The following is a 19,374-nucleotide window of genomic DNA, read 5'->3' on the forward strand; positions in this document are numbered from 1 at the left end:
CACCCCCACCTCCCCTGTTACCCCCCAGGCCGGCCTGCGCGCCGGCGATGTGATCACCATGGTCAACCAGCAGAAGGTCGGCAGCGTGGCCGAGTTCCAGGCCGCCACGAAGGACGTGAAGGCCGGCAGCACGGTGCTGTTGCTGGTACGCCGCGGCGACCAGAGCAGCTTCATCGGCCTGACGGTACCGGACGGCAAGTAGGCAGCAGGCAGACTGCTGCGCCCGTGCGACCCGGCTGTGGCGCGGTCGTCCCCGTGAGCGGGAGGCGGCCGCGCCGCGCGGTCCGGTGGCGGCGACGGGTTCCATGCGATAATGCCGGGTTAGCGTCGTGCCATAGCGACGCGCCGTCACGCGTGGTGCGTGCCGGCGAGACCCAAGCCCGACAGGCCGCCTGCGCTCCATGGAATTGATCCGCAACTTCTCCATCATCGCCCACATCGACCACGGCAAGTCGACGCTGGCCGACCGCATCATCCAGCTTTGCGGCGGCCTGGCCGACCGCGAGATGGAGGCGCAGGTGCTGGACAACAATCCGATCGAGCGCGAGCGCGGCATCACCATCAAGGCGCAGTCGGTGTCGCTGCCGTACAAGGCGCGCGACGGCAAGACCTACCAGCTCAACTTCATCGACACCCCGGGCCACGTGGACTTCTCCTACGAGGTCAGCCGCTCGCTGGCCGCCTGCGAGGGCGCGCTGCTGGTGGTAGACGCTGCCCAGGGCGTCGAGGCGCAGTCCGTCGCCAACTGCTACACCGCGGTGGAGATGGGCCTGGAAGTGGTGCCGGTGCTGAACAAGATCGACCTGCCCACCGCCGACATCGAGAAGGTGAAGGTGGAGATCGAGGCGGTGATCGGCATCGACGCCACCGACGCGGTGGCGATCAGCGCCAAGACCGGCCTCAACGTGGTCGAGGTGCTGGAGGCGATCGTGGCGCGCATCCCGCCGCCCAAGCCGCGTGACACCGACCGGCTGCAGGCGCTGATCATCGACTCCTGGTTCGACAACTACCTCGGCGTGGTGTCGCTGGTGCGCATCATGCAGGGCGAGATCAAACCTGGCGACAAGCTGCTGGTGATGTCCACCGGCCGCGTGCACGAGGTGGACGACGTGGGCGTGTTCACGCCCAAGCGCAAGAAGCTGGACAAGCTCGGCGCCGGCGAGGTGGGCTGGATCAATGCCTCGATCAAGGACGTGCACGGCGCACCGGTGGGCGACACGCTGACGCTGGCCGCGAAACCCGCGGAAAAGCCGCTGCCCGGGTTCCAGACCATGCAGCCGCGCGTGTTCGCCGGCCTGTTCCCGGTCGCCGCCGACGACTACCCCGCGATGCGCGAGGCGCTGGACAAGCTGCGCCTGAACGACGCCGCGCTGTTCTTCGAGCCGGAATCCTCCGAGGCGATGGGCTTCGGCTTCCGCTGCGGCTTCCTCGGCATGCTGCACATGGAGATCGTGCAGGAGCGGCTGGAGCGCGAGTACGACCTCAACCTGATCACCACCGCGCCGACCGTGGTCTACGAGGTGCTCAAGACCGACGGCAGCACGCTGCCGCTGGACAACCCGGCCAAGCTGCCGCCGTCGCCGCAGATCGAGGAGATCCGCGAGCCGATCATCGTCGCCAACATCCTCACCCCGCCGGACTACATCGGCAACATCATCACCCTGTGCGAGGAGAAGCGCGGCGTGCAGCGCTCGATCCAGTACCTGGCCACCCAGGTGCAGATCAGCTACGAGATGCCGCTGGCCGAGGTGGTGCTGGATTTCTTCGACCGTCTGAAGTCCGTTTCGCGCGGCTACGCCTCGATGGATTACCACTTCGACCGTTTCGAGGCCGGCCCGTTCGTGCGCGTGGACGTGCTGATCAACGGCGACCGCGTGGATGCGCTCTCGCTGATCGTGCACCGCAGCCATGCCGACCGGCGCGGCCGCGACCTGGTCGAGCGGATGAAGGACCTGATCCCGCGCCAGCAGTTCGACGTGGCTATCCAGGCCGCGATCGGCGCCCAGGTCATCGCGCGCTCCACGGTGAAAGCCTTGCGCAAGAATGTTCTGGCCAAGTGCTACGGCGGCGACGTCAGCCGCAAGAAGAAGCTTCTGGAAAAGCAGAAGGAAGGCAAGAAGCGCATGAAGCAGGTCGGCCGCGTGGAAATCCCCCAGGAAGCCTTCCTGGCCGTATTGAAAGTGGACAAATAGGCCGGGATTCGGGATTCGGGATTCGGGATTCGACAGAGCATGTCTGCGCTCCGAATCCCCAATCCCGAATCCCCATTCCCGGCTCCAACGGAGCCCCCCATGGAATTCGATTTCTCCGCCATCCTGCTTGCCCTCACCGTGCTGTTCGGCGTGGTGTGGGGACTGGATCGGCTGTTTCTGTACAAGCGGCGCAAGGCACGCCTGGGCGCCGCCGGCGAGGAGTATCGCGACCCGGCCCCGGTGGACTGGTCGCGCTCACTGTTTCCGGTGGTGCTGGTGGTGCTGCTGCTGCGCTCGTTCGTGGCCGAGCCGTTCCGCATCCCGTCCGGCTCGATGATGCCGACGCTGGACGTGGGCGACTTCATCCTGGTGAACAAGTTCGCCTATGGCCTGCGCGTGCCGGCGTTCAACAACAAGTTCGTCGACCTCGGCGAGCCGAAGCGCGGCGACGTGGTGGTGTTCCGCTTTCCCGGCTACCTGTGCCAGGACGGCGGCAGGCTGGTGCGCAGCGGCGACATGAGCTGCAGCGACCCGCAGGCGCCGGTGCCGGCGCAGAACTGGATCAAGCGGGTGATCGGCCTGCCGGGCGACAGCATCGAGGTGCATGGCGCCGACCTGCTGGTCAACGGCCAGCGCGTGAACGCCGAGGAGATCGGCCCGTACGTGGGCAATCCGCAGCGCAGCGTCGACCAGATCATGCTGAACATGGGCGCCACGGTGTGGACCGAGCACCTGGGCAAGGTCAGCCACATGGTCGCGCGGATGCCGGCCTATACCACGCCGAATTCGATCCCGAACGACCGGGTGCCCGCGAAGGTGCCGCCGGGTTGCTACCTGGTGATGGGCGACAACCGCAACGACAGCCTCGACAGCCGCTGGTGGGGCTGCCTGCCGGAACGGAACCTGGCCGGCAAGGCGTTCCTGATCTGGATGAGCTGGAAGGGATGGGGCACCGGCGGCGTGGATTTCTCGCGGATCGGCACGGTGATCCACTGAGGCGGATGCGGCGCGGGGTGTTTGCCAAAGCGTGACGGGGTCGCACTGTCGCGCGCGCGGCAGCCGACAGTGCGAGAATCCGCAGGCATAATCGGCACGCCGGCGGGGCCAGTCCCCGCCGCATCGGGACCAATCACAGACAGGTACGCCGCGCGGGCGGCATTAGCGAGGGGACTATGAAATCGAAGCAGTCGGGCGTCACCCTGATCGGGTTCCTGATCGTCATGGCCTTCGTGGCCTTCCTGGCCTACATGGCGATGAAGCTGGCACCGTCGTATTCGGAATACATGGGCGTGGTGAAGGCGATGAACCAGGTCGCCACCGAGGGCACCAACGGCAAGTCGCTGGACGAGATCCGCCGGGGCCTGATGTTCAAGATGGGCTTCCAGTACGTCGACGACGCCACCATCCAGCCGAAGGACATCACCATCGTGCGCAACAGCGGCGGCGCCAGCCAGCTGCGCGTGGCCTACGACAAGCAGATCCCGTTCATGTACAACATCGACTTCCTGCTGCACTTCGACAAGAGCGTGCCGCTGCAGGGCAACGTGGGCGAGTGATTTGTCGGAACTGAACTACCGCTTCCGTGATCCGGCACTGGCGCAGCTGGCGCTGACCCACCGGAGCGTCGGCAAGCCGAACAACGAGCGGCTGGAGTTTCTCGGCGACGCACTGCTCGGCGCGGTCGTCGCCGAGATGCTGTACGAGGCGCACCCCAAGGCCAGCGAGGGCGAGCTGTCGCGGTTGCGAGCGCAACTGGTCAACGGCCAGGCGCTGGCGGTGATGGCGCGCGAACTGGCGCTGGGCGACGGGCTGAAGCTCGGCCCCGGCGAGCTGAAAAGCGGCGGCTTCCGGCGCGACTCGATCCTCGCCGACGCGTTCGAGGCGACGGTGGCCGCGGTGTACCTGGATGGCGGCTTCGATGCCTGCCGCGAGACCGTGCGGGGGCTGTTCGTCGGGCGCATCGCAGCCCTGCGCCGCTCCTCCAAGGACGCCAAGACGCGGCTGCAGGAATGGCTGCAGGCCAAGGGCCTGCCGCTGCCGCAATACGAGCTGATCGCCAGCCACGGCGAAGACCACGCCAAGACCTTCGACGTCAGCTGCACGGTCGCCGAGCCGCTGGCGTTCACCGCCGAGGCCCGCGGCGGCAACCGCCGCGCCGCCGAGCAGGACGCGGCCGAGACCGTGCTCAACCGGCTGCTGGAACAGCAGCGCGACGCCTGACCCCGCCGCCTCGCCGCCCGCACCGCCCGCGTGCCGCTTCCGGTGAAGCACTACACTTGCCACCCGACCCGCCGAGCAACCCGTGTCATGAACCAAGAACTGGACTCCGCCGCCGGCAGCCTGCCGCACGAGAACTTCCGCTGCGGCACGGTCGCGCTGGCCGGGCGTCCCAACGTGGGCAAGTCGACCCTGCTCAATGCGCTGATCGGCTTTCGCCTGTCGATCACCAGCCCGCGGCCGCAGACCACCCGCCACCGCATCCTCGGCATCAACACCAGCGAGGCCGGGCAGATCATGTACGTCGACACGCCGGGCCTGCATCGCGGCGCCAAGCGGGCGATGAACCGCAGCCTCAACCGCGCCGCGCGCTCGGCGATCAGCGACGTCGACCTGGTGGTGCAGGTGATCGAGGCCGGCCGCTGGACCGACGAGGACGAGGCGCTCTACGCCGCCCTGGTCGAGCAGTCGACGCCGCGCGTGCTGGTGATCAACAAGGTCGACCTCAGCAAGGACAAGTCGGCGATGCTGCCGTTCGTGGCCGAGCTGGCGGCGAAGCACAGCTACGACGAGATCCACTACGTCAGCGCGCTCAAGAAGCAGGGCCTGAAGGAGCTGGAGCAGGCGATCCTCAAGCGCCTGCCGGTGCAGCCGCCGGTGTTCGGCGAGGACGAGGTGACTGACCGCAGCGAGCGCTTCCTCGCCGCCGAGATGGTGCGCGAGCAGCTGATGCTGCGGCTCGACCAGGAACTGCCGTACGCGACCACGGTGGAGATCGAGCAGTTCAGCGACCGCCCCGACGGCATCGCCGAGATCCACGCGGTGATCTGGGTCGAACGCGACGGCCAGAAGGCGATCGTGATCGGCAACGGCGGCGCCCAGCTCAAGGCGATCGGCATGAACGCGCGGCGCCACATGGAGCGCATGTTCGAGCGCAAGGTGTTCCTGAAGCTGTGGGTGAAGGTGCGCGAAGGCTGGGTCGACGACGAGAACATGCTGAAGAAGTTCGGCTATACCGATTAGGAGTGAGTGAAGAGGAGTGAGGAGTGAGTGAAAAGCGAAGAGCGGCAGATCTGCTTTCTCTCGTTACTCACTTCTCATCACTCACTCTTGGCTTTTCATGCGCATCGAACAGCAACCCGCCTACGTCCTGCACGCACGCGCCTACCGCGAGACGTCGCTGCTGCTGGAATGCCTGACCCGCGAGCATGGCCGGTTGGGTGTGGTGGCGCGCGGCGTGCGCGGCGAGCGCTCGCGCCTGCGGCGGGCCCAGCTGGAGCCGTTCCAGCCGCTGGTGCTGGATCTGCTGCTGCGCGGCGAGCTGGCCACGCTGACCGCGGTCGAGGTGGTGGGCACGCCGGCACGCCTGTCGGGCGACGCCGGGCTGGCCGGGTTGTACCTCAACGAATTGGTGGTGCGCCTGACCGGGCGGCAGGATCCGCACCCGCTGCTGTTCGATGCCTACGCGCGGACGCTGGCGCGGCTGGCTGCCGGCGAATCGCTGGCGTGGAGCCTGCGCCGTTTCGAGCGTGACCTGCTCGAGGCGATCGGCTACGGCCTGCAGCTGCAGCACGACGCCGATACCGGCGAGGCGATCGAGCCGGCGGCGTGCTACCGCTATGTGGCGGAGCAGGGCGCCATGCGCTGTGCCGCCGGCAGTCCGCGCGCATTGCGCGGCAGCGACCTGCTGGCACTGGAGCGGGACGAGATGCCCGACAGCGTCGGCCTGAAGGAGCTGCGCGACATGATGCGCGAGGTCATCCGCTTCCACCTCGGCGGCGGCGAACTGCGTGCATGGCGGGTACTGGCGATGGCCGTGTCGCGGCGGCCCTAGTCGTCCAGCGCCTGCAGCGTCGCCTGCAGCACGGTGCGGAAGCGGGCCAGGGCGGCCGGCGTGGCGCCGCGCCGCGAAACCTGCTGCTGCAGCAGCACGGTCTGCCGCGACAACGCGGCCGCGCCGCAGAACCCGCAGGACGAGCGCAGCCGATGCAGGCGCTCGCTGAAGCCGTCGCGGTCGCGGCTCAGCGTATCCAGTTCCTGCTGGAGCAGGGCCAGTTCTTCGCGCAGCAGCAGGCGCAGTGCGCGCATGGTGGTGGCGTCGCCGGTGGTGTCCAGCGCGGTGCGGTCGTCCAGCACGCAGGCGCCGTCGCGCTCCGGCTGCACCAGGGCCAGCACGCGCTGCAGGTCCGCCAGCCCGCAAGGCTTGACCAGGACCTCGCTGAAACCGGCGTCGAGCAGGGGCTGGCGGCCCTCGGTCGTCAGTTCGGCGGTGGTGGCGACGGCGAGGCTTTCCGCCGAAGGCGCCTGCGGGTCTTCGCGCAACGCGGCGAGGATCTGCCGCGCACCGGCGCCCGGCATGCGGCAGTCGAGCAGCAGCAGGTCGAAGGCCTCCGTACGGGCGAGCTGCAGCGCCACCATGCCGTTCATGCAGGCCTGCGCGCGGGCACCGAGCGAGTCCAGCCCGTCGCACAGGAAACGGCAGCTGCCGGGGTCGTCGTCGGCCACCAGCACGCGTGGACGGGCGAGGTCGATCGGGTCCGGATCGGGGCCGGCAAGGTGGCTGGTCATGACGAAATCCGTGTCGTTCAGCTTGATTTGGCAGAATGGCGCTACATGCGCCCAAACTCAAGCCACCTGTTGCTGCTTTGCTGCCTGCTGCTGGGCCTCGGCTGGGCGCTGCCTGCGCGGGCGGACGTGGTGCTGACCGCGAAGTCGGTCAGCGTGCCCGGCCTGCGCCTGCAGGGGGTGAGCGTCCGGCTTGGCGAGGATGCGGCCGGCGGCCTGCGCCTGCAGTTGAGCGCGGAGCAGGCGGACGTGCCGGCGATGGGCTGGCGGCGGCTTGCCCTGAACCTCGATGGCAACCTGCAGCGGGATGCCCGGCTGCGCTGGATCATGGACGGCAACGTGCGCCTGGCCGGGGCCCCCGGCGGCGCGCTCGCCGACGCCCACGTGAACGTGCTGCTCAGCGAAGCGGCCAACACGCTGCAGGTCGACATCCGGCAGGGCAAGGCGCATGTCCGCAGCGCGCTGCCGCTGGACCAGCCGACCCACGCGCAGATCAACCTCTACAACCTTCCCGCCGGATGGCTGCAGGGCCTGCTCGGCACGGTGTGGTCGGGCCGCCCCACCGGCGGACGGCTGGATGCCGAGCTGGCGCTGGACCTGCGCAATCCCGGCCTGCAATCGTCCGGCCAGTTCACCCTGCGCGGCGTTGGTTTCGACACGCCGAGCGGCACCATGGCCGGGCAGGGACTGGGCGGCACCGGGCGCTACAGCCTCGATACCACCGGCGGCCCCGCCCGGGTCGAACTGGACGCCAGCCTGCACGGCGGCGAGCTGCTGCTCGGGCCGCTCTACGCGAAGCTGCCGGATCATCCGGTGCAACTCGCCCTGCACGCCAGCGCGCAGAACGGGGCGATCGAACTGAGCCGGCTGCGGCTGAACGACGCCGACGCACTGCAGCTCGACGGCGCGCTGGCCTTCGACGCCAAGGGTGGCTTGAGGACGCTGCGGCTGGAACGCCTGCACGCCAGTTTTCCCGCCGCCTACCAGCGCTACGGCGAGGCCTGGCTCGGCACGCTGGGCCTGCGCAACATGCGCATCCGCGGCCAGTTGAACGGCAGCCTGGACCTGCGCCCGGATGGTCCGCACAGCTTTGCGTTCAATACCGATGGCCTGGACCTGGCCGATGCGGACGGCCACCTGGCGATCGACGGCCTGCAGGGCGGGCTGGACTGGGTGGCCGACGGCGAGCGCCCGGCCAGCACGCTCGGCTGGCGCCGCCTGCAGTTCTACCGCGTTCCCTTCGGTGCCGCGCAGGCGCAGTGGCGCAGCCGCAACGGCACGCTCGGCCTGCTGCAGCCGCTGCAGATGCCGGTGCTGCAGGGCCAGTTGCGGATCGGCGAGCTGGACTGGCGCCCGGCCGCGGCGAAAGGCCAGCGGCTCGCGGCGTCGCTGGCGCTGACCGGGGTGGACATGGGCGCCTTCAGCCAGGCGATGGGCTGGCCGGCCTTCCCCGGCACGCTCGGCGGCGCGGTGCCGTCGCTACGCTGGATCGACGACGGCTTCGAGCTGCAGGGCGGGCTGTCGGCCAACCTGTTCGGCGGCTTCGTCGACATCACCCGGCTCTCGCTGCAGCATCCGTTTGGGGCGAATCCGGTGCTGACCGGCGACATCGTGATGCAGCAGATGGATCTGGCGGCGATCACCAGCGTGTTCGATTTCGGCAACATCACCGGGCCGCTGGACGGTTCGATCCGGAACCTGCGGCTGGTCAACTGGAGCCCGGTCGCGTTCGAGGCCAGCCTGCGCGCCGGCCAGGGCGGACGGATCAGCCAGCGCGCCGTGAACAACCTCACCGCGGTCGGCGGCGGCGGCATCGCCGCGGGCCTGCAGGGCGCCATGCTGAAACTGTTCAAGACCTTCGGCTACAAGCGCATCGGCCTCGATTGCACGTTGCAGGGCGCGGTATGCCAGATGGGCGGGCTGGACACCACCGATGACGGTTACACTATGGTCGAAGGCAGCGGCTTGCCGCGGCTGCAGGTGATCGGTCACCAGACCAGGGTCGACTGGCCGACCCTGGTGCGGCGCCTGCAGGAAGCCGTGCACGGGGCGGCCCCGGAAGTTCGCTGAGTGCCGCCCTTGATCCTCGTCGTCAAACCGGGAGTAACGTCATGCGCAAGCTCGTCTACGTCGTCCTGACCGCACTGGCCGTGGCGCTGGTCGGCTGCGTCACCATCAACGTGTACTTTCCCGAGGCGGCGGCACAGAAGGCCGCCGACCAGTTCATCGGCAAGGTGCTGGACAATGCGGGGTCCCATCCCGCGCCGGCGCCGAAGCAGTCCAAGCCGGCCGCGCCGGGCGGCCAGCCCTCGGCGATGCTGCTCGATCTGCTGGTGCCGGCCGCGCACGCCGCCGACACGCCGGACATCCGCATCCAGACCAGCGCCACCGAGGCGATCAGCCAGCGCATGCAGGGCCGTTTCCAGGGCGCGCTGGGCGAGCTGCTGGACAGCGGCGCGGTGGGCTTCACCCGCGACGGCATGGTGGCGATGCGCGATGCCGCCAAGGTGCCGCTGAGCCAGCGCGCGCAGGCCAATGCCACGGTGGCCGACGAGAACCGCGACCGTGCCGCGCTGTATCGCGAGGTCGCCAATGCCAACAACCATCCGGAATGGGAGGCGCAGATCCGCGCCACGTTCGCCAAGAGCTGGATCGAGAAGGCGCACGCGGGCTGGTACTACCAGGATGCCTCCGGCGCCTGGCAGAAGAAATAAATGTAGGAGCGCACCCTGTGCGCGATGCTCTGATGCCGAACGAAGCCAAGAGCCATCGCGCACAGGGTGCGCTCCTACGGGCGTCGTCCGGGCCGATCTGTGATAATCGAAAGTCGGCCGGTGCGGCCCCATTTGTTTACGCCTCATGTCCCGATCCAACTCAGTTTCCCAAACACCTTTCGAAGCCCACATCACCGACCTCGGCCATGATGGCCGAGGCGTGGCCCGGGTCGACGGCAAGGCGGTGTTCGTCAGCGGCGCCTTGCTCGGCGAGCACGTGCTGGCCCGCCTGCGCAAGCGCCATCGCCATTTCGACGAGGCCGACATCACCGAAGTCATCACTCCCTCGCCGCACCGGGTAGAGCCGCGCTGCCGGCATTTCGCGCAATGCAGCGGCTGCTCGCTGCAGCACCTGGATGCCGCCGCGCAGATCGAGGCCAAGCAGCGCGTGCTGGCGGAAAATTTCGAGCGCATCGGCAAGGTCACGCCGCAGGCATGGCTGCCGCCGCTCACCGCCGAGCCGTGGGGCTACCGGCGCAAGGGTCGGCTATCGGTGCGCAACGTGGCGAAGAAGGGCCGCGTGCTGGTGGGCTTCCGCGAGGAACAGAACCCGCGCTTCGTCACCGAGATCCAGCAGTGCGAGGTGATGCACCCGGCGCTGGGCCCCAAGGTCGGCCTGCTTGCCGACCTGCTCGGCGGGATGGAGGCGGTCGACGACATCCCGCAGATCGAGTTCGCCGCCGGCGACGACACCATGGCGCTGGTGTTCCGCCACATGCAGCCGCTGGGCGAACGCGACCTGGCCGCGCTGACCGCGTTCGGCCGGCAGCACGGCTTCGCGATCTTCCTGCAGCCGGGCGGCACCAGCAGCGTGCATCCGCTGTGGCCAGAAAATCCGCGGCTGGCCTTCCGCATCGCCAGCGGCGACGCGCGCTTCGCCGACGTCGAGCTGGAGTTCCAGCCGCTGGACTTCGTGCAGGTCAACGCCGGCATGAACCAGCGGATGATGGCGCGTGCGCTGGAACTGCTCGACCCGCAACCGGCCGACCGCGTGCTGGATCTGTTCTGCGGTCTCGGCAACTTCACCCTGCCGATCGCCCGCCGCGTGGCCGAGGTGGTCGGTGTGGAAGGCGAGCATGGCCTGGTCGAACGGGCGGCGCAGAACGCCGCGCGCAACGGCATCGCCAACGCACGCTTCCACGTGGCGAACCTGTTCGAGGACCAGCGTGCCGCCGACTGGGCGCGAGTGCCGTGGGACAAGCTGCTGCTCGACCCGCCGCGCGCCGGCGCAGACAAGGTGCTGGAATACCTGCCGCACAAGCAGACCCGTCGCATCGTCTACGTTTCGTGCCACCCCGCCTCGCTGGCACGCGACGCCGGCATCCTGGTCGACCGGCATGGCTTCACGCTGGCCTCGGCCGGGGTGATGGACATGTTCCCGCACACTTCGCATGTCGAATCGATCGCGTTGTTCGAGCGCTGAGGAGCGAGGAGAGAGTGAAGAGGAGTGAGAAGTGAGAGAAAGTCAGTGCATGATCCTTCACGCCGTTGCCGTGTCGATTCGGGCGAGGCAGTGCATGCCTGACGCTCTTGTTTTTGCTCTCTCTCACTGCTCACTCCTCTCCGCCCGCTCCTGACTTTTATGGCCATCGAAATCGAACGCAAATTCCTGTTGGCCAACGATGGCTGGCGCGCCGCCGTCGAACGCAGCGAGCCGATCGCGCAGGGCTATCTGGTGGGTGCGCGGGCATTGCGCGAGGGTCACGCGCACGCCTCGGTGCGCGTGCGCCTCGCCGGCGAGCGCGCGTGGCTCAACATCAAGGCCGCGAGGCTCGGTATCGAGCGGGCCGAGTTCGAGTACCCGATCCCGCTCGACGACGCCAGGATCCTGCTGGCCACGCTGTGCGACGGCGTGCTGGAGAAGACGCGCCATTACGTGTGGGTCGACGGCACGCTGTTCGAGATCGACGAATTCGCCGGCGACAACCGCGGGCTGGTCGTCGCCGAGGTCGAGCTGCCGGCCGTCGACGCGCCGTTCCCGCGGCCGCCGTGGCTGGGCCGCGAGGTGAGCACGCTGGCGCACTACTACAACGTCAACCTGATCGCGCACCCGTACCGGCAATGGTCGCCGGCGGAACACACCGCCGGGGATGCCGCATGCTGATGATCGGCGTGGCCGCGCTGGAACTGGCCGAACGCGAGAAGCGCTGGCTCGCCGCGCCCGGCGTGGCCGGCGTGCTGCTGTTCGCGCGCAACTACGCCTCGCGCGAACAGCTGATCGCGCTATGCGAGGCGATCCGCGAGGCCGGCGGCGAGGAGCTGCTGATCGCGGTGGACCAGGAAGGCGGCCCGGTGCAGCGCTTCCGCGACGGCTTCACCCGGTTGCCGCCCCTGGCCGCGATCGGCGCGGTGCATGACCGCGACCCCGACGAGGCGGTGCGCCTGGCCGAGGAGCACGCCTGGGTGATGGCCAGCGAGCTGCGTGCCAGCGGCGTCGACTTCAGTTTCGCGCCGGTGGTGGACCTGGCCCGCGGCAACGCGGCGATCGGCCCGCGCGCATTCCACGCCGATCCGGCGGTGACCGCCGAGCTGGCCCAGGCCTACGTGCGCGGCATGCACCTGGCCGGCATGGCGGCGGTGCTCAAGCATTTCCCGGGGCACGGCTCGGTGGCGGCCGACACGCACAAGGCGGCGGCGATCGACCCGCGCGGCCTGGACGCGATCCGCCGCGACGACCTGCGGCCGTTCGCCGAATGCATCGAGGCGCGGGTCGAGGCGGTGATGATGGCGCACGTCACCTACCCGGCGGTGGACAGCCGGCCGGCCGGCTACTCCAAGGTGTGGATCGGGCAGGTGCTGCGCGGCGAGCTGGGTTTCGCCGGCGTCGTGGTCAGCGACGACATCAGCATGGCCGCCGCCGGCGCCGCCGGCAGCGTGGGCGAACGGGTGCGCGCGCACCTGGCCGCCGGCTGCGACCTGGTGCTGGCCTGCTTCCCCGAGGTGGTGGACGAGGCGATCGCCGCACTGCCCGCTGCCGCCGCACCGGTGCCGCCGCGACTGGCCGCCCTGCGCGGCGCCATCGGCGCCAGCTGGGACAGCCTCACCGACAACCCCCAGCGCGACCGCTTCGTCGCGCGCATCACGGCCCTGCACGCCGATCGAGGAACCGCATGACCACTCCGACTCCGCTCCTGGCCGACGCGCTGGCGCAGGCCGAACTGCTGTACGAGCGCGGTACCCTGGAAAGCGCGATCGCCGACATCGGCCGGCGCATCGACGCCGCGCTGGACGGCGAGCGCGCGGTGTTCCTCACCGTGATGAACGGCGCGCTGATCTTCGCCGGCCAGCTCGCGCTGGCGATCCGCACCGACCTGGAGTTCGACTACGTGCACGCCACCCGCTACCGCGGCGCCACCAGCGGCAGCGAGCTGCACTGGCTGCGCGAGCCGGCGGTGCCGCTGGCCGGCCGCGTGGTGCTGCTGGTCGACGACATCCTCGACGAAGGCCACACGCTGAAGGCGGTCCGCGACGACTGCTACCGGCGCGGTGCGAAGCGCGTGCTGATCGCCAGCCTGTGCACCAAGCGGCACGACCGCCTGGTCGAGGGCATCGCCTCCGACTTCAACGGCGTCGAGCTGCCGGACCGCTACGTGTTCGGCTACGGCATGGATTATTACGAACAGGGCCGCAACCTGCCGGCGATCTATGCGTTGAAGGACGGGAGTGGGGAATAGGTAAGCGCGTACTCCTCTGCTTGCCCCAAAGGGACTTCCTTCGGTCGCAGGAGGGGGCTGGGAGGGGGTAAAGCTCTTGACCAGATTTTGATCCGACGAAGAGCACCCCACCCCACCCCAACCCTCCCCTGCAGAGCAGGGGAGGGAGCAAAACCGACGACTCAGCCCTTTAGCTGCAACCCGCAACCGGATCACCACGATGCCTCATCCTGACCACGCCCCCATCGACCTCGCCGTCATCGGCGGCAGCGGCCTGTACCAGTTTCCGGGCCTGGAGAATGCCGCGCGGCATGCAGTGGCTACGCCTTACGGCGAGGCGTCCGGCGACGTGGTGCTCGGCGATTTCGCCGGCCGGCGCGTGGCCTTCCTGGCCCGCCACGGCGAGAGCCACACGCTGCCGCCGCACCGGGTCAACTACCGCGCCAACCTGTGGGCGCTGCATAGCCTGGGCGCGCGCCGGGTGGTGGGGGTCAACGCCGTGGGCGGCATCCGCGGCGACATGGGACCGCGGGTGATCGTGGTGCCCGACCAGCTGATCGACTACACCCACGGCCGCTACACCAGCTATTGCGACGTGGAGGGCGCCGAGGTGAAGCATATCGACTTCAGCGAGCCGTATACCGAGGCGCTGCGCCTGCAACTGCTGGCGGCGGCGCGCGCGGCGAACGTCGAGGTGGTCGGCGGCGGCTGCTACGGCGCCACCCAGGGGCCGCGGCTGGAAACCCGCGCCGAGATCGCCCGGCTGAAGCGCGACGGCTGCGACCTGGTCGGCATGACCGGCATGCCCGAGGCGGCGCTGGCGCGCGAGCTGGGGCTGGAATACGCCTGCCTGGCGCTGGTCGCCAATTTCGCCGCCGGCTGCGGCGACGAAGCGGAGATCAGCATCGAGGAGATCTTCGCCCACCTGGCGGCGGCCACCGCCGAGGTGCCGCGCATCCTCGCCGCGATGCTGCAAAGCTGAGCGGCATGGCGAATTCGTGCACCGCCCGGATATTTTCGTATTGCACTCGGCCTTCACATATTGTTACTTTTCTCCGGCCAGGGCGGCGAACCGAGGGGGAGCACAGTGGTTCAGCGCAGATCCTGGCGCACCCATTCCATGGATCCAGAGGTTCACGCAATGCGTTTCGGTACGGTCAAATGGTTCAACGATGCCAAAGGTTTCGGTTTCATCGCGCCTGAGGACGGCGGGGAGGACGTGTTCGTCCATTTTTCGGCGATCAATTCCAAGGGCTTCCGCAGCCTGCAGGAAGGCCAGCGCGTGCAGTTCGAAGTGACTCAGGGCCCCAAGGGCGCCCAGGCATCGGCAGTCGAAGCCGCCTGATCTTCCAGGCCAACGTTGTAAAGCACGAACGAGACCCCGCATCCCGTGCGGGGTTTCTTTTTTCCGGATCAGGAGAATGCTGGTGACCGACCGCAGGCGTTTCCTCAAGGCCTCCCTGCTGGGGGCTTCGGCTTCGATGTTCGCGTGGGGCGACCGGCTGGCCGCATGGCCGGCGGCCCGGCTCCCGAAAACGTCGAACGTGCGGGTCGTCTCGACCTGGGATTTCGGCATCGCCGCCAACCAGGCGGCCTGGGCGATCCTGGGCAAGGGCGGCCACGCGCTGGACGCGGTCGAGTCCGGCGTGCAGGTGCCCGAGTCGGACCTGAAGAACCACAGCGTGGGCAAGGGCGGTTACCCGGACCGCGACGGCCACGTCACGCTCGACGCCAGCATCATGGACGCCGACGGCAACTGCGGCGCGGTGGCCGCCCTGGAATACATCGAGCATCCGATCTCGGTGGCACGGCGCGTGATGGAACGCACGCCGCACGTGCTGCTGGTCGGCGAAGGCGCACTGCAGTTCGCGCTGGAGCAAGGCTTCAGGAAGCAGGACCTGCTCACGCCCGAGGCCGAGCAGGCCTGGCACGAATGGCTGAAGACGGCGAAGTACCAGCCGTCGATCAACAGCGAGGTGCATGACTACGGCAAGGGCGGTACCACCGGCATGCCCGGCGGCGCCAACAACCACGACACCATCGGGATGCTCGCGCTGGATGCGCACGGAAAGCTGGCCGGCGCCTGCACCACCAGCGGCATGGCGTGGAAAATGCGCGGCCGCGTCGGCGACAGCCCGATCATCGGCGCCGGCCTGTACGTGGATGGCGAGGTCGGCGGCGCCACTTCCACCGGCGTGGGCGAGGAGGTGATCCGCAATGCCGGCAGCTTCCTGGTGGTCGAACTGATGCGCCAGGGCCGCTCGCCGCACGAGGCCTGCAAGGAGGCGGTGATGCGCATCGTCAAGAAGCGCCGCGAAGCCTCCAAGACCTTGCAGGTCGGCTTCCTGGCGATGAACCGCGAGGGCGAGGTTGGCGCCTACGCCATCCAGCACGGCTTCTCCTATGCCGTGTGCGATGCGAAAAAGCAGGACGCCCTGGTCCCCTCGCAAAGCGTCTACACGACGAGCTACTCGTGATCCTGGAAATCGCCGCCAATTCGGTCGCCTCCGCGCTGGCCGCCCAGGAGGGCGGGGCGGGGCGGGTCGAACTCTGCACCGCGCTGGAACTGGGCGGGCTGACGCCTTCGCATGCGCAGATCGTGTTGGCCCGCGAACGCCTGCGCATCCCGCTATACGTGCTGATCCGCCCGCGTGCCGGCGACTTCCTCTACAGCGAGCTGGAATGCGAGGTCATGCAGCGCGACATCGCAGCCTGCGTGGCACTGGGCTGCGACGGCGTGGTGTTCGGCGTGCTCGACGCCGATGGTGACGTGGACGTGGCGCGCTGCCGCGCCCTGGTCGCTGCGGCGGGAACATTGGGCGTGACCTTCCACCGCGCCTTCGACCTCAGCCGCGACCCGGTGCGCGCGCTGGAGGATATCGTCGCGCTCGGCTGCGAACGCATCCTGACCTCGGGCGCACAGGCCAGCGCCGCGAATGGCGTCGTGCTGATCCGCGATCTCGTCCTGCAGGCCGCAGGACGTCTTGCGGTCATGCCCGGTGCCGGCGTCACCGCGCAGAACATCGCGGCGCTGGCCGCCGCCACTGGCGCGCACGAATTCCATGCCTCCGCCAAATGCCAGCTGCCCTCGGGCATGCAGCATCGGCGACGGTTGCTGGACGACATGCAAAGCGGTGAGTTGCGCAGCGATGTCGAGCAGGTGCGCGCACTGGCCACCGCGTTGGAGACCATGGCGCAAAACGCGACCGGGACCTGAGCGAGTTTCAGTCGGAGACGATCCCCACCAAGAATCCAAAAAACCTCCCCACTTCGTCATCCCGGCGAAGGCCGGGATCGCATGTGCTGTGGCGGAAGGTCGAAGGGATGGCCCGGCTTCGTCATGGAAGAGCGATTCCGGCCTTCGCCGGAATGACGAGTAAAAACCGGGCCGCCGGATACTCCCTACGGCAGCGCATGGCCGCCCAGCTTGGTTAAGATGACGAATTGCCGAATACCAGCAGGAGCCATCGAGTGATCATCAAGCCCAAAGTGCGTGGATTCATCTGTGTCACCGCCCATCCGGTCGGCTGCGAGCACAACGTGATCGACCAGATCAAGGTCACCCAGGCCGCGGGCCATGCGGCAGGCAAAGGCCCGAAGCGCGTGCTGGTGATCGGCGCGTCCACCGGCTACGGCCTGGCCTCGCGCATCACCGCTGCGTTCGGCTACGGCGCCGCCACGCTTGGCGTGTTCTTCGAGAAACCCAGCAGCCACGACAAGACCGGCACCGCCGGCTGGTACAACTCCGCCGCGTTCGACAAGGCCGCCAAGCAGGCCGGCCTGATAGCCAAGTCGATCAACGGCGACGCGTTCTCAAACGAGACCCGCGCACGCGCCATCGAGATCATCAAGAACGAGATGGGCGGCCCGATCGACCTGGTGGTCTATTCGCTGGCCTCACCCGTGCGCAAGCTGCCGGACACCGGCGAAGTGGTGCGTTCGGCGCTCAAGACCATCGGCGAACCCTTCCACAACACCTCGGTCGACACCAACAAGGACACCGTGATCGAGGCCACTGTCGAGCCGGCCACCGAGCAGGAAATCAAGGACACCGTCACCGTGATGGGTGGCGAGGACTGGGCGCTGTGGATCGACGCGCTGAGCGCCGCCGGCGTGCTGGCCGAGCACGCCAAGACCGTCGCCTACAGCTACATCGGCACCGAGATCACCTGGCCGATGTACTGGCACGGCACCTTGGGCCAAGCCAAGCAGCACCTGGACAACACCGCCAAGCAACTGCGCAGCCGCCACCCCGGCCTCGACGCCTACGTCGGCGTGATGAAGTCCGTTGTCACCCAGGCCAGCGCCGCCATCCCGGTAATCCCGCTGTACGTCTCCATCGCCTTCAAGATCATGAAGGAGAAAGGCATCCACGAAAACCCGATCGAACAGGCCAACCGCCTGTTCCACGACCGCCTCTACCGCGCCGACGGCGCCCCCGCACCCACCGACGACGAAGGCCGCCTGCGGCTGGACGACTGGGAACTGCGCGACGACGTGCAGATCCCCTGCAAGACGATCTGGCCCACCGTCACCACCGAAAACCTCAAGCAGATCACCGACTACGTCGGCTACAAGCACGAGTTCTTGCAGCTGTTCGGGTTTGATCGGGCGGATGTGGACTATGACGTAGAGGTGGAGGCGGATCGGCGGTTTGATTGTTTGGAGATTTGATATCGCGCAAGTCGTAGTAGATACGTAGTCGGAGAGATGTCCACTTACGACCCAAGGCTGCCGGCCGCGGCGGCGATAGATAACAACGAACTCGCCACACATGGAGGCTTCATGAGCATTAAGGAAACCATCGCGGCTGCAGGCCGGAATTTGCATACGGTCATCGTCACGGCTTACGAGGACGGCGGCGGTATGGAGACTCGAGAGGCCGAGCCATATAGCTACCGCATCACGGGCGGCACAGAGAAGTTCTTTTGCTACGACATCTCAAAGGGTGGCGTTAGAAACTTCCATGTATCAAAGATAGTTTCCGTGTCAGAAACGGAGAATTCATTTACACCACGATGGCCGGTCGAGGTCTGAGTTCTAACTCGTCGGTAGAACTCATCCAACATCGGAAGGACCATTATTCTTTAGGTCGGCGAACTTGGCTGCCATCGTCGGGTTTCCCCGATTCAGCTTCTTGATTGTCACGTCCTGCGCCTTGTCGTTCGCAAGACGAAGGTTTCGATCGGTGCCGAGCAGGGCCTCCTTCGTTTTCTGAAGGTGGTCGATGGACTTGTCGATCTCTTCGATTGCCGTTTGGAAGCGTCTGGAGGCAAGATCGTAGTTCTTCGCGAATGCGGACTTGAAGGTCTCGAGTTCGGTCTCGAAGTTCGTGATGTCGATGTTCTGCGCCTTAACGAGCGCAAGCTCTGACTTGTACTTGAGCGAATTCATCGCCGCATTACGCAGCAGCGTGATGATTGGAAGAAAGAACTGCGGACGGACGATGTACATTTTCGGGTAGCGGTGGAACACGTCGACGATGCCGGTGTTGTAGAGCTCACTGTCTGGCTCAAGAAGGGAGACCAGCACCGCATATTCACAGCCCTTTTCGGTGCGATCCTTGTCGAGCTCTTTCAAGAAGTCCTCGTTCTTGTTCTTCGTCGCCGTGCGATCGCTCTCATTTTTCATTTCGAACATGATCGAGACGATCTCAGTACCAGCCTCATCGGAGTCGCGAAAGATGTAGTCGCCCTTGCTGCCGGTTCGCGCGTCGTTATCCTTCTCGAAATATGCCCTCTGAAACGCCGTCGCTCGAATTCGGTTGAACTCGGTCTCGCAGTGCTGCTCGAGGGTTTCGCCAACCATCTTGGTCGACAGGCGAGCCTTCATGTCCCTGAGTCTCTCGATCGTATCGTCGCGATCCTTGATCTGTGTCTCGTACTTGTCCTTGAGCGGTAATCCCCCCACTTTTAACTGACAGCAAAAGTGGAGCTAAGCGGCGAGCGCCAATTTCTGTATCGGCGTGATGCC

21 protein-coding genes (1 of these 21 running past the window's edge) are annotated in these 19,374 nt (G+C 67.4%); 19 read left to right on the forward strand and 2 right to left on the reverse strand.

The genetic code is table 11. The features are described 5' to 3' along the window. The 7 genes from AC3WRN_RS11055 to recO form a co-directional block, all read left to right on the forward strand. On the forward strand, positions 1 to 202 hold the 3' end of the coding sequence (locus AC3WRN_RS11055; protein ID WP_492622984.1) for a Do family serine endopeptidase. It extends 1,340 nt beyond the left edge of the window; 202 of the gene's 1,542 nt are visible here — the last part of the coding sequence; its start codon lies off the left edge, out of view; its stop codon occupies positions 200 to 202. Positions 203 to 401: 199 nt separating this feature from the next. Further along, positions 402 to 2,192 (forward strand): translation elongation factor 4, encoded by a 1,791-nt coding sequence (lepA, locus tag AC3WRN_RS11060; RefSeq protein ID WP_068095809.1) that lies wholly within the window; start codon positions 402 to 404, stop codon positions 2,190 to 2,192. A 99-nt stretch (positions 2,193 to 2,291) separates the two neighbouring features. Continuing rightward, on the forward strand, positions 2,292 to 3,188 hold the full coding sequence (lepB, locus tag AC3WRN_RS11065) for a signal peptidase I (RefSeq protein WP_492622985.1): 897 nt from the start codon (positions 2,292 to 2,294) through the stop codon (positions 3,186 to 3,188). Between the two features lie 176 nt (positions 3,189 to 3,364). Beyond that, positions 3,365 to 3,748 carry a DUF4845 domain-containing protein gene (locus AC3WRN_RS11070; RefSeq protein ID WP_492622986.1) on the forward strand — a complete coding sequence of 128 codons (384 nt, stop codon included), beginning with the start codon at positions 3,365 to 3,367 and terminating at the stop codon, positions 3,746 to 3,748. Between the two features lies 1 nt (position 3,749). Then, positions 3,750 to 4,412 (forward strand): ribonuclease III, encoded by a 663-nt coding sequence (gene rnc / locus AC3WRN_RS11075; protein WP_068095804.1) that lies wholly within the window; start codon positions 3,750 to 3,752, stop codon positions 4,410 to 4,412. Positions 4,413 to 4,499: 87 nt separating this feature from the next. After that, positions 4,500 to 5,432, forward strand: a complete 933-nt coding sequence (gene era / locus AC3WRN_RS11080; protein WP_492622987.1) for a GTPase Era — start codon at positions 4,500 to 4,502, stop codon at positions 5,430 to 5,432. Between the two features lie 97 nt (positions 5,433 to 5,529). Continuing rightward, positions 5,530 to 6,243: a DNA repair protein RecO gene (gene recO, locus AC3WRN_RS11085; protein ID WP_492622988.1), complete on the forward strand. Its 714-nt coding sequence runs from the start codon at positions 5,530 to 5,532 to the stop codon at positions 6,241 to 6,243. Here the strand turns inward: recO and AC3WRN_RS11090 are convergent. After that, the gene (locus AC3WRN_RS11090; protein WP_492622989.1) at positions 6,240 to 6,977 is read right to left on the reverse strand and encodes a response regulator; all 738 of its coding nucleotides are present in this window, start codon (positions 6,975 to 6,977) and stop codon (positions 6,240 to 6,242) included. The two genes, recO and AC3WRN_RS11090, sit on opposite strands and share 4 nt — an antisense overlap. 45 nt (positions 6,978 to 7,022) lie before the next feature. Between AC3WRN_RS11090 and AC3WRN_RS11095 the strand changes: the two genes are divergently transcribed. The 12 genes from AC3WRN_RS11095 to AC3WRN_RS11150 all read left to right on the forward strand — a co-directional run bounded on the left by AC3WRN_RS11095 (position 7,023) and on the right by AC3WRN_RS11150 (position 18,438). Further along, positions 7,023 to 9,044, forward strand: coding sequence for a translocation/assembly module TamB domain-containing protein (locus tag AC3WRN_RS11095; protein ID WP_492622990.1), 2,022 nt, complete (start codon positions 7,023 to 7,025; stop codon positions 9,042 to 9,044). A gap of 41 nt (positions 9,045 to 9,085) precedes the next feature. Then, positions 9,086 to 9,688, forward strand: a complete 603-nt coding sequence (locus tag AC3WRN_RS11100; protein ID WP_492622991.1) for a YdbL family probable chaperone protein — start codon at positions 9,086 to 9,088, stop codon at positions 9,686 to 9,688. Between the two features lie 145 nt (positions 9,689 to 9,833). Further along, a complete protein-coding gene (rlmD, locus tag AC3WRN_RS11105; RefSeq protein ID WP_492622992.1) occupies positions 9,834 to 11,171 on the forward strand; it encodes a 23S rRNA (uracil(1939)-C(5))-methyltransferase RlmD in 1,338 nt (445 codons plus the stop codon). A gap of 159 nt (positions 11,172 to 11,330) precedes the next feature. Further along, positions 11,331 to 11,852, forward strand: a complete 522-nt coding sequence (locus AC3WRN_RS11110; RefSeq protein WP_492622993.1) for a CYTH domain-containing protein — start codon at positions 11,331 to 11,333, stop codon at positions 11,850 to 11,852. Next, positions 11,846 to 12,862: a beta-N-acetylhexosaminidase gene (gene nagZ, locus AC3WRN_RS11115; RefSeq protein ID WP_492622994.1), complete on the forward strand. Its 1,017-nt coding sequence runs from the start codon at positions 11,846 to 11,848 to the stop codon at positions 12,860 to 12,862. Before AC3WRN_RS11110 ends, nagZ begins: the two co-directional genes overlap by 7 nt. Continuing rightward, positions 12,859 to 13,422 carry a hypoxanthine-guanine phosphoribosyltransferase gene (locus AC3WRN_RS11120; protein WP_492622995.1) on the forward strand — a complete coding sequence of 188 codons (564 nt, stop codon included), beginning with the start codon at positions 12,859 to 12,861 and terminating at the stop codon, positions 13,420 to 13,422. The genes nagZ and AC3WRN_RS11120 overlap by 4 nt, the downstream gene beginning before the upstream one ends. Before the next feature lie 199 nt (positions 13,423 to 13,621). Continuing rightward, entirely contained in the window at positions 13,622 to 14,383 is a 762-nt protein-coding gene (locus tag AC3WRN_RS11125) for an S-methyl-5'-thioinosine phosphorylase (protein ID WP_492622996.1), read from the forward strand. Between the two features lie 159 nt (positions 14,384 to 14,542). Next, the gene (locus AC3WRN_RS11130) at positions 14,543 to 14,746 is read left to right on the forward strand and encodes a cold-shock protein (RefSeq protein ID WP_008434829.1); all 204 of its coding nucleotides are present in this window, start codon (positions 14,543 to 14,545) and stop codon (positions 14,744 to 14,746) included. Between the two features lie 82 nt (positions 14,747 to 14,828). Continuing rightward, positions 14,829 to 15,878 (forward strand): glycosylasparaginase, encoded by a 1,050-nt coding sequence (locus tag AC3WRN_RS11135; RefSeq protein ID WP_492622997.1) that lies wholly within the window; start codon positions 14,829 to 14,831, stop codon positions 15,876 to 15,878. Then, on the forward strand, positions 15,875 to 16,618 hold the full coding sequence (locus tag AC3WRN_RS11140) for a copper homeostasis protein CutC (protein WP_492622998.1): 744 nt from the start codon (positions 15,875 to 15,877) through the stop codon (positions 16,616 to 16,618). The genes AC3WRN_RS11135 and AC3WRN_RS11140 overlap by 4 nt, the downstream gene beginning before the upstream one ends. Before the next feature lie 254 nt (positions 16,619 to 16,872). Next, complete coding sequence (fabV, locus tag AC3WRN_RS11145; protein ID WP_492622999.1) at positions 16,873 to 18,075, forward strand: enoyl-ACP reductase FabV; 1,203 nt, start codon at positions 16,873 to 16,875, stop codon at positions 18,073 to 18,075. A 36-nt stretch (positions 18,076 to 18,111) separates the two neighbouring features. Further along, positions 18,112 to 18,438: a hypothetical protein gene (locus tag AC3WRN_RS11150; RefSeq protein ID WP_492623000.1), complete on the forward strand. Its 327-nt coding sequence runs from the start codon at positions 18,112 to 18,114 to the stop codon at positions 18,436 to 18,438. 21 nt (positions 18,439 to 18,459) lie between these two features. On the opposite strand, the gene AC3WRN_RS11155 is transcribed toward AC3WRN_RS11150, so the two are convergent. Next, positions 18,460 to 19,311 (reverse strand): DUF2130 domain-containing protein, encoded by an 852-nt coding sequence (locus tag AC3WRN_RS11155; protein ID WP_492623001.1) that lies wholly within the window; start codon positions 19,309 to 19,311, stop codon positions 18,460 to 18,462. Positions 19,312 to 19,374: the final 63 nt, after the last annotated feature.

The sequence above is a fragment of the Rhodanobacter sp. FW101-FHT13A11 genome (assembly GCF_058790335.1).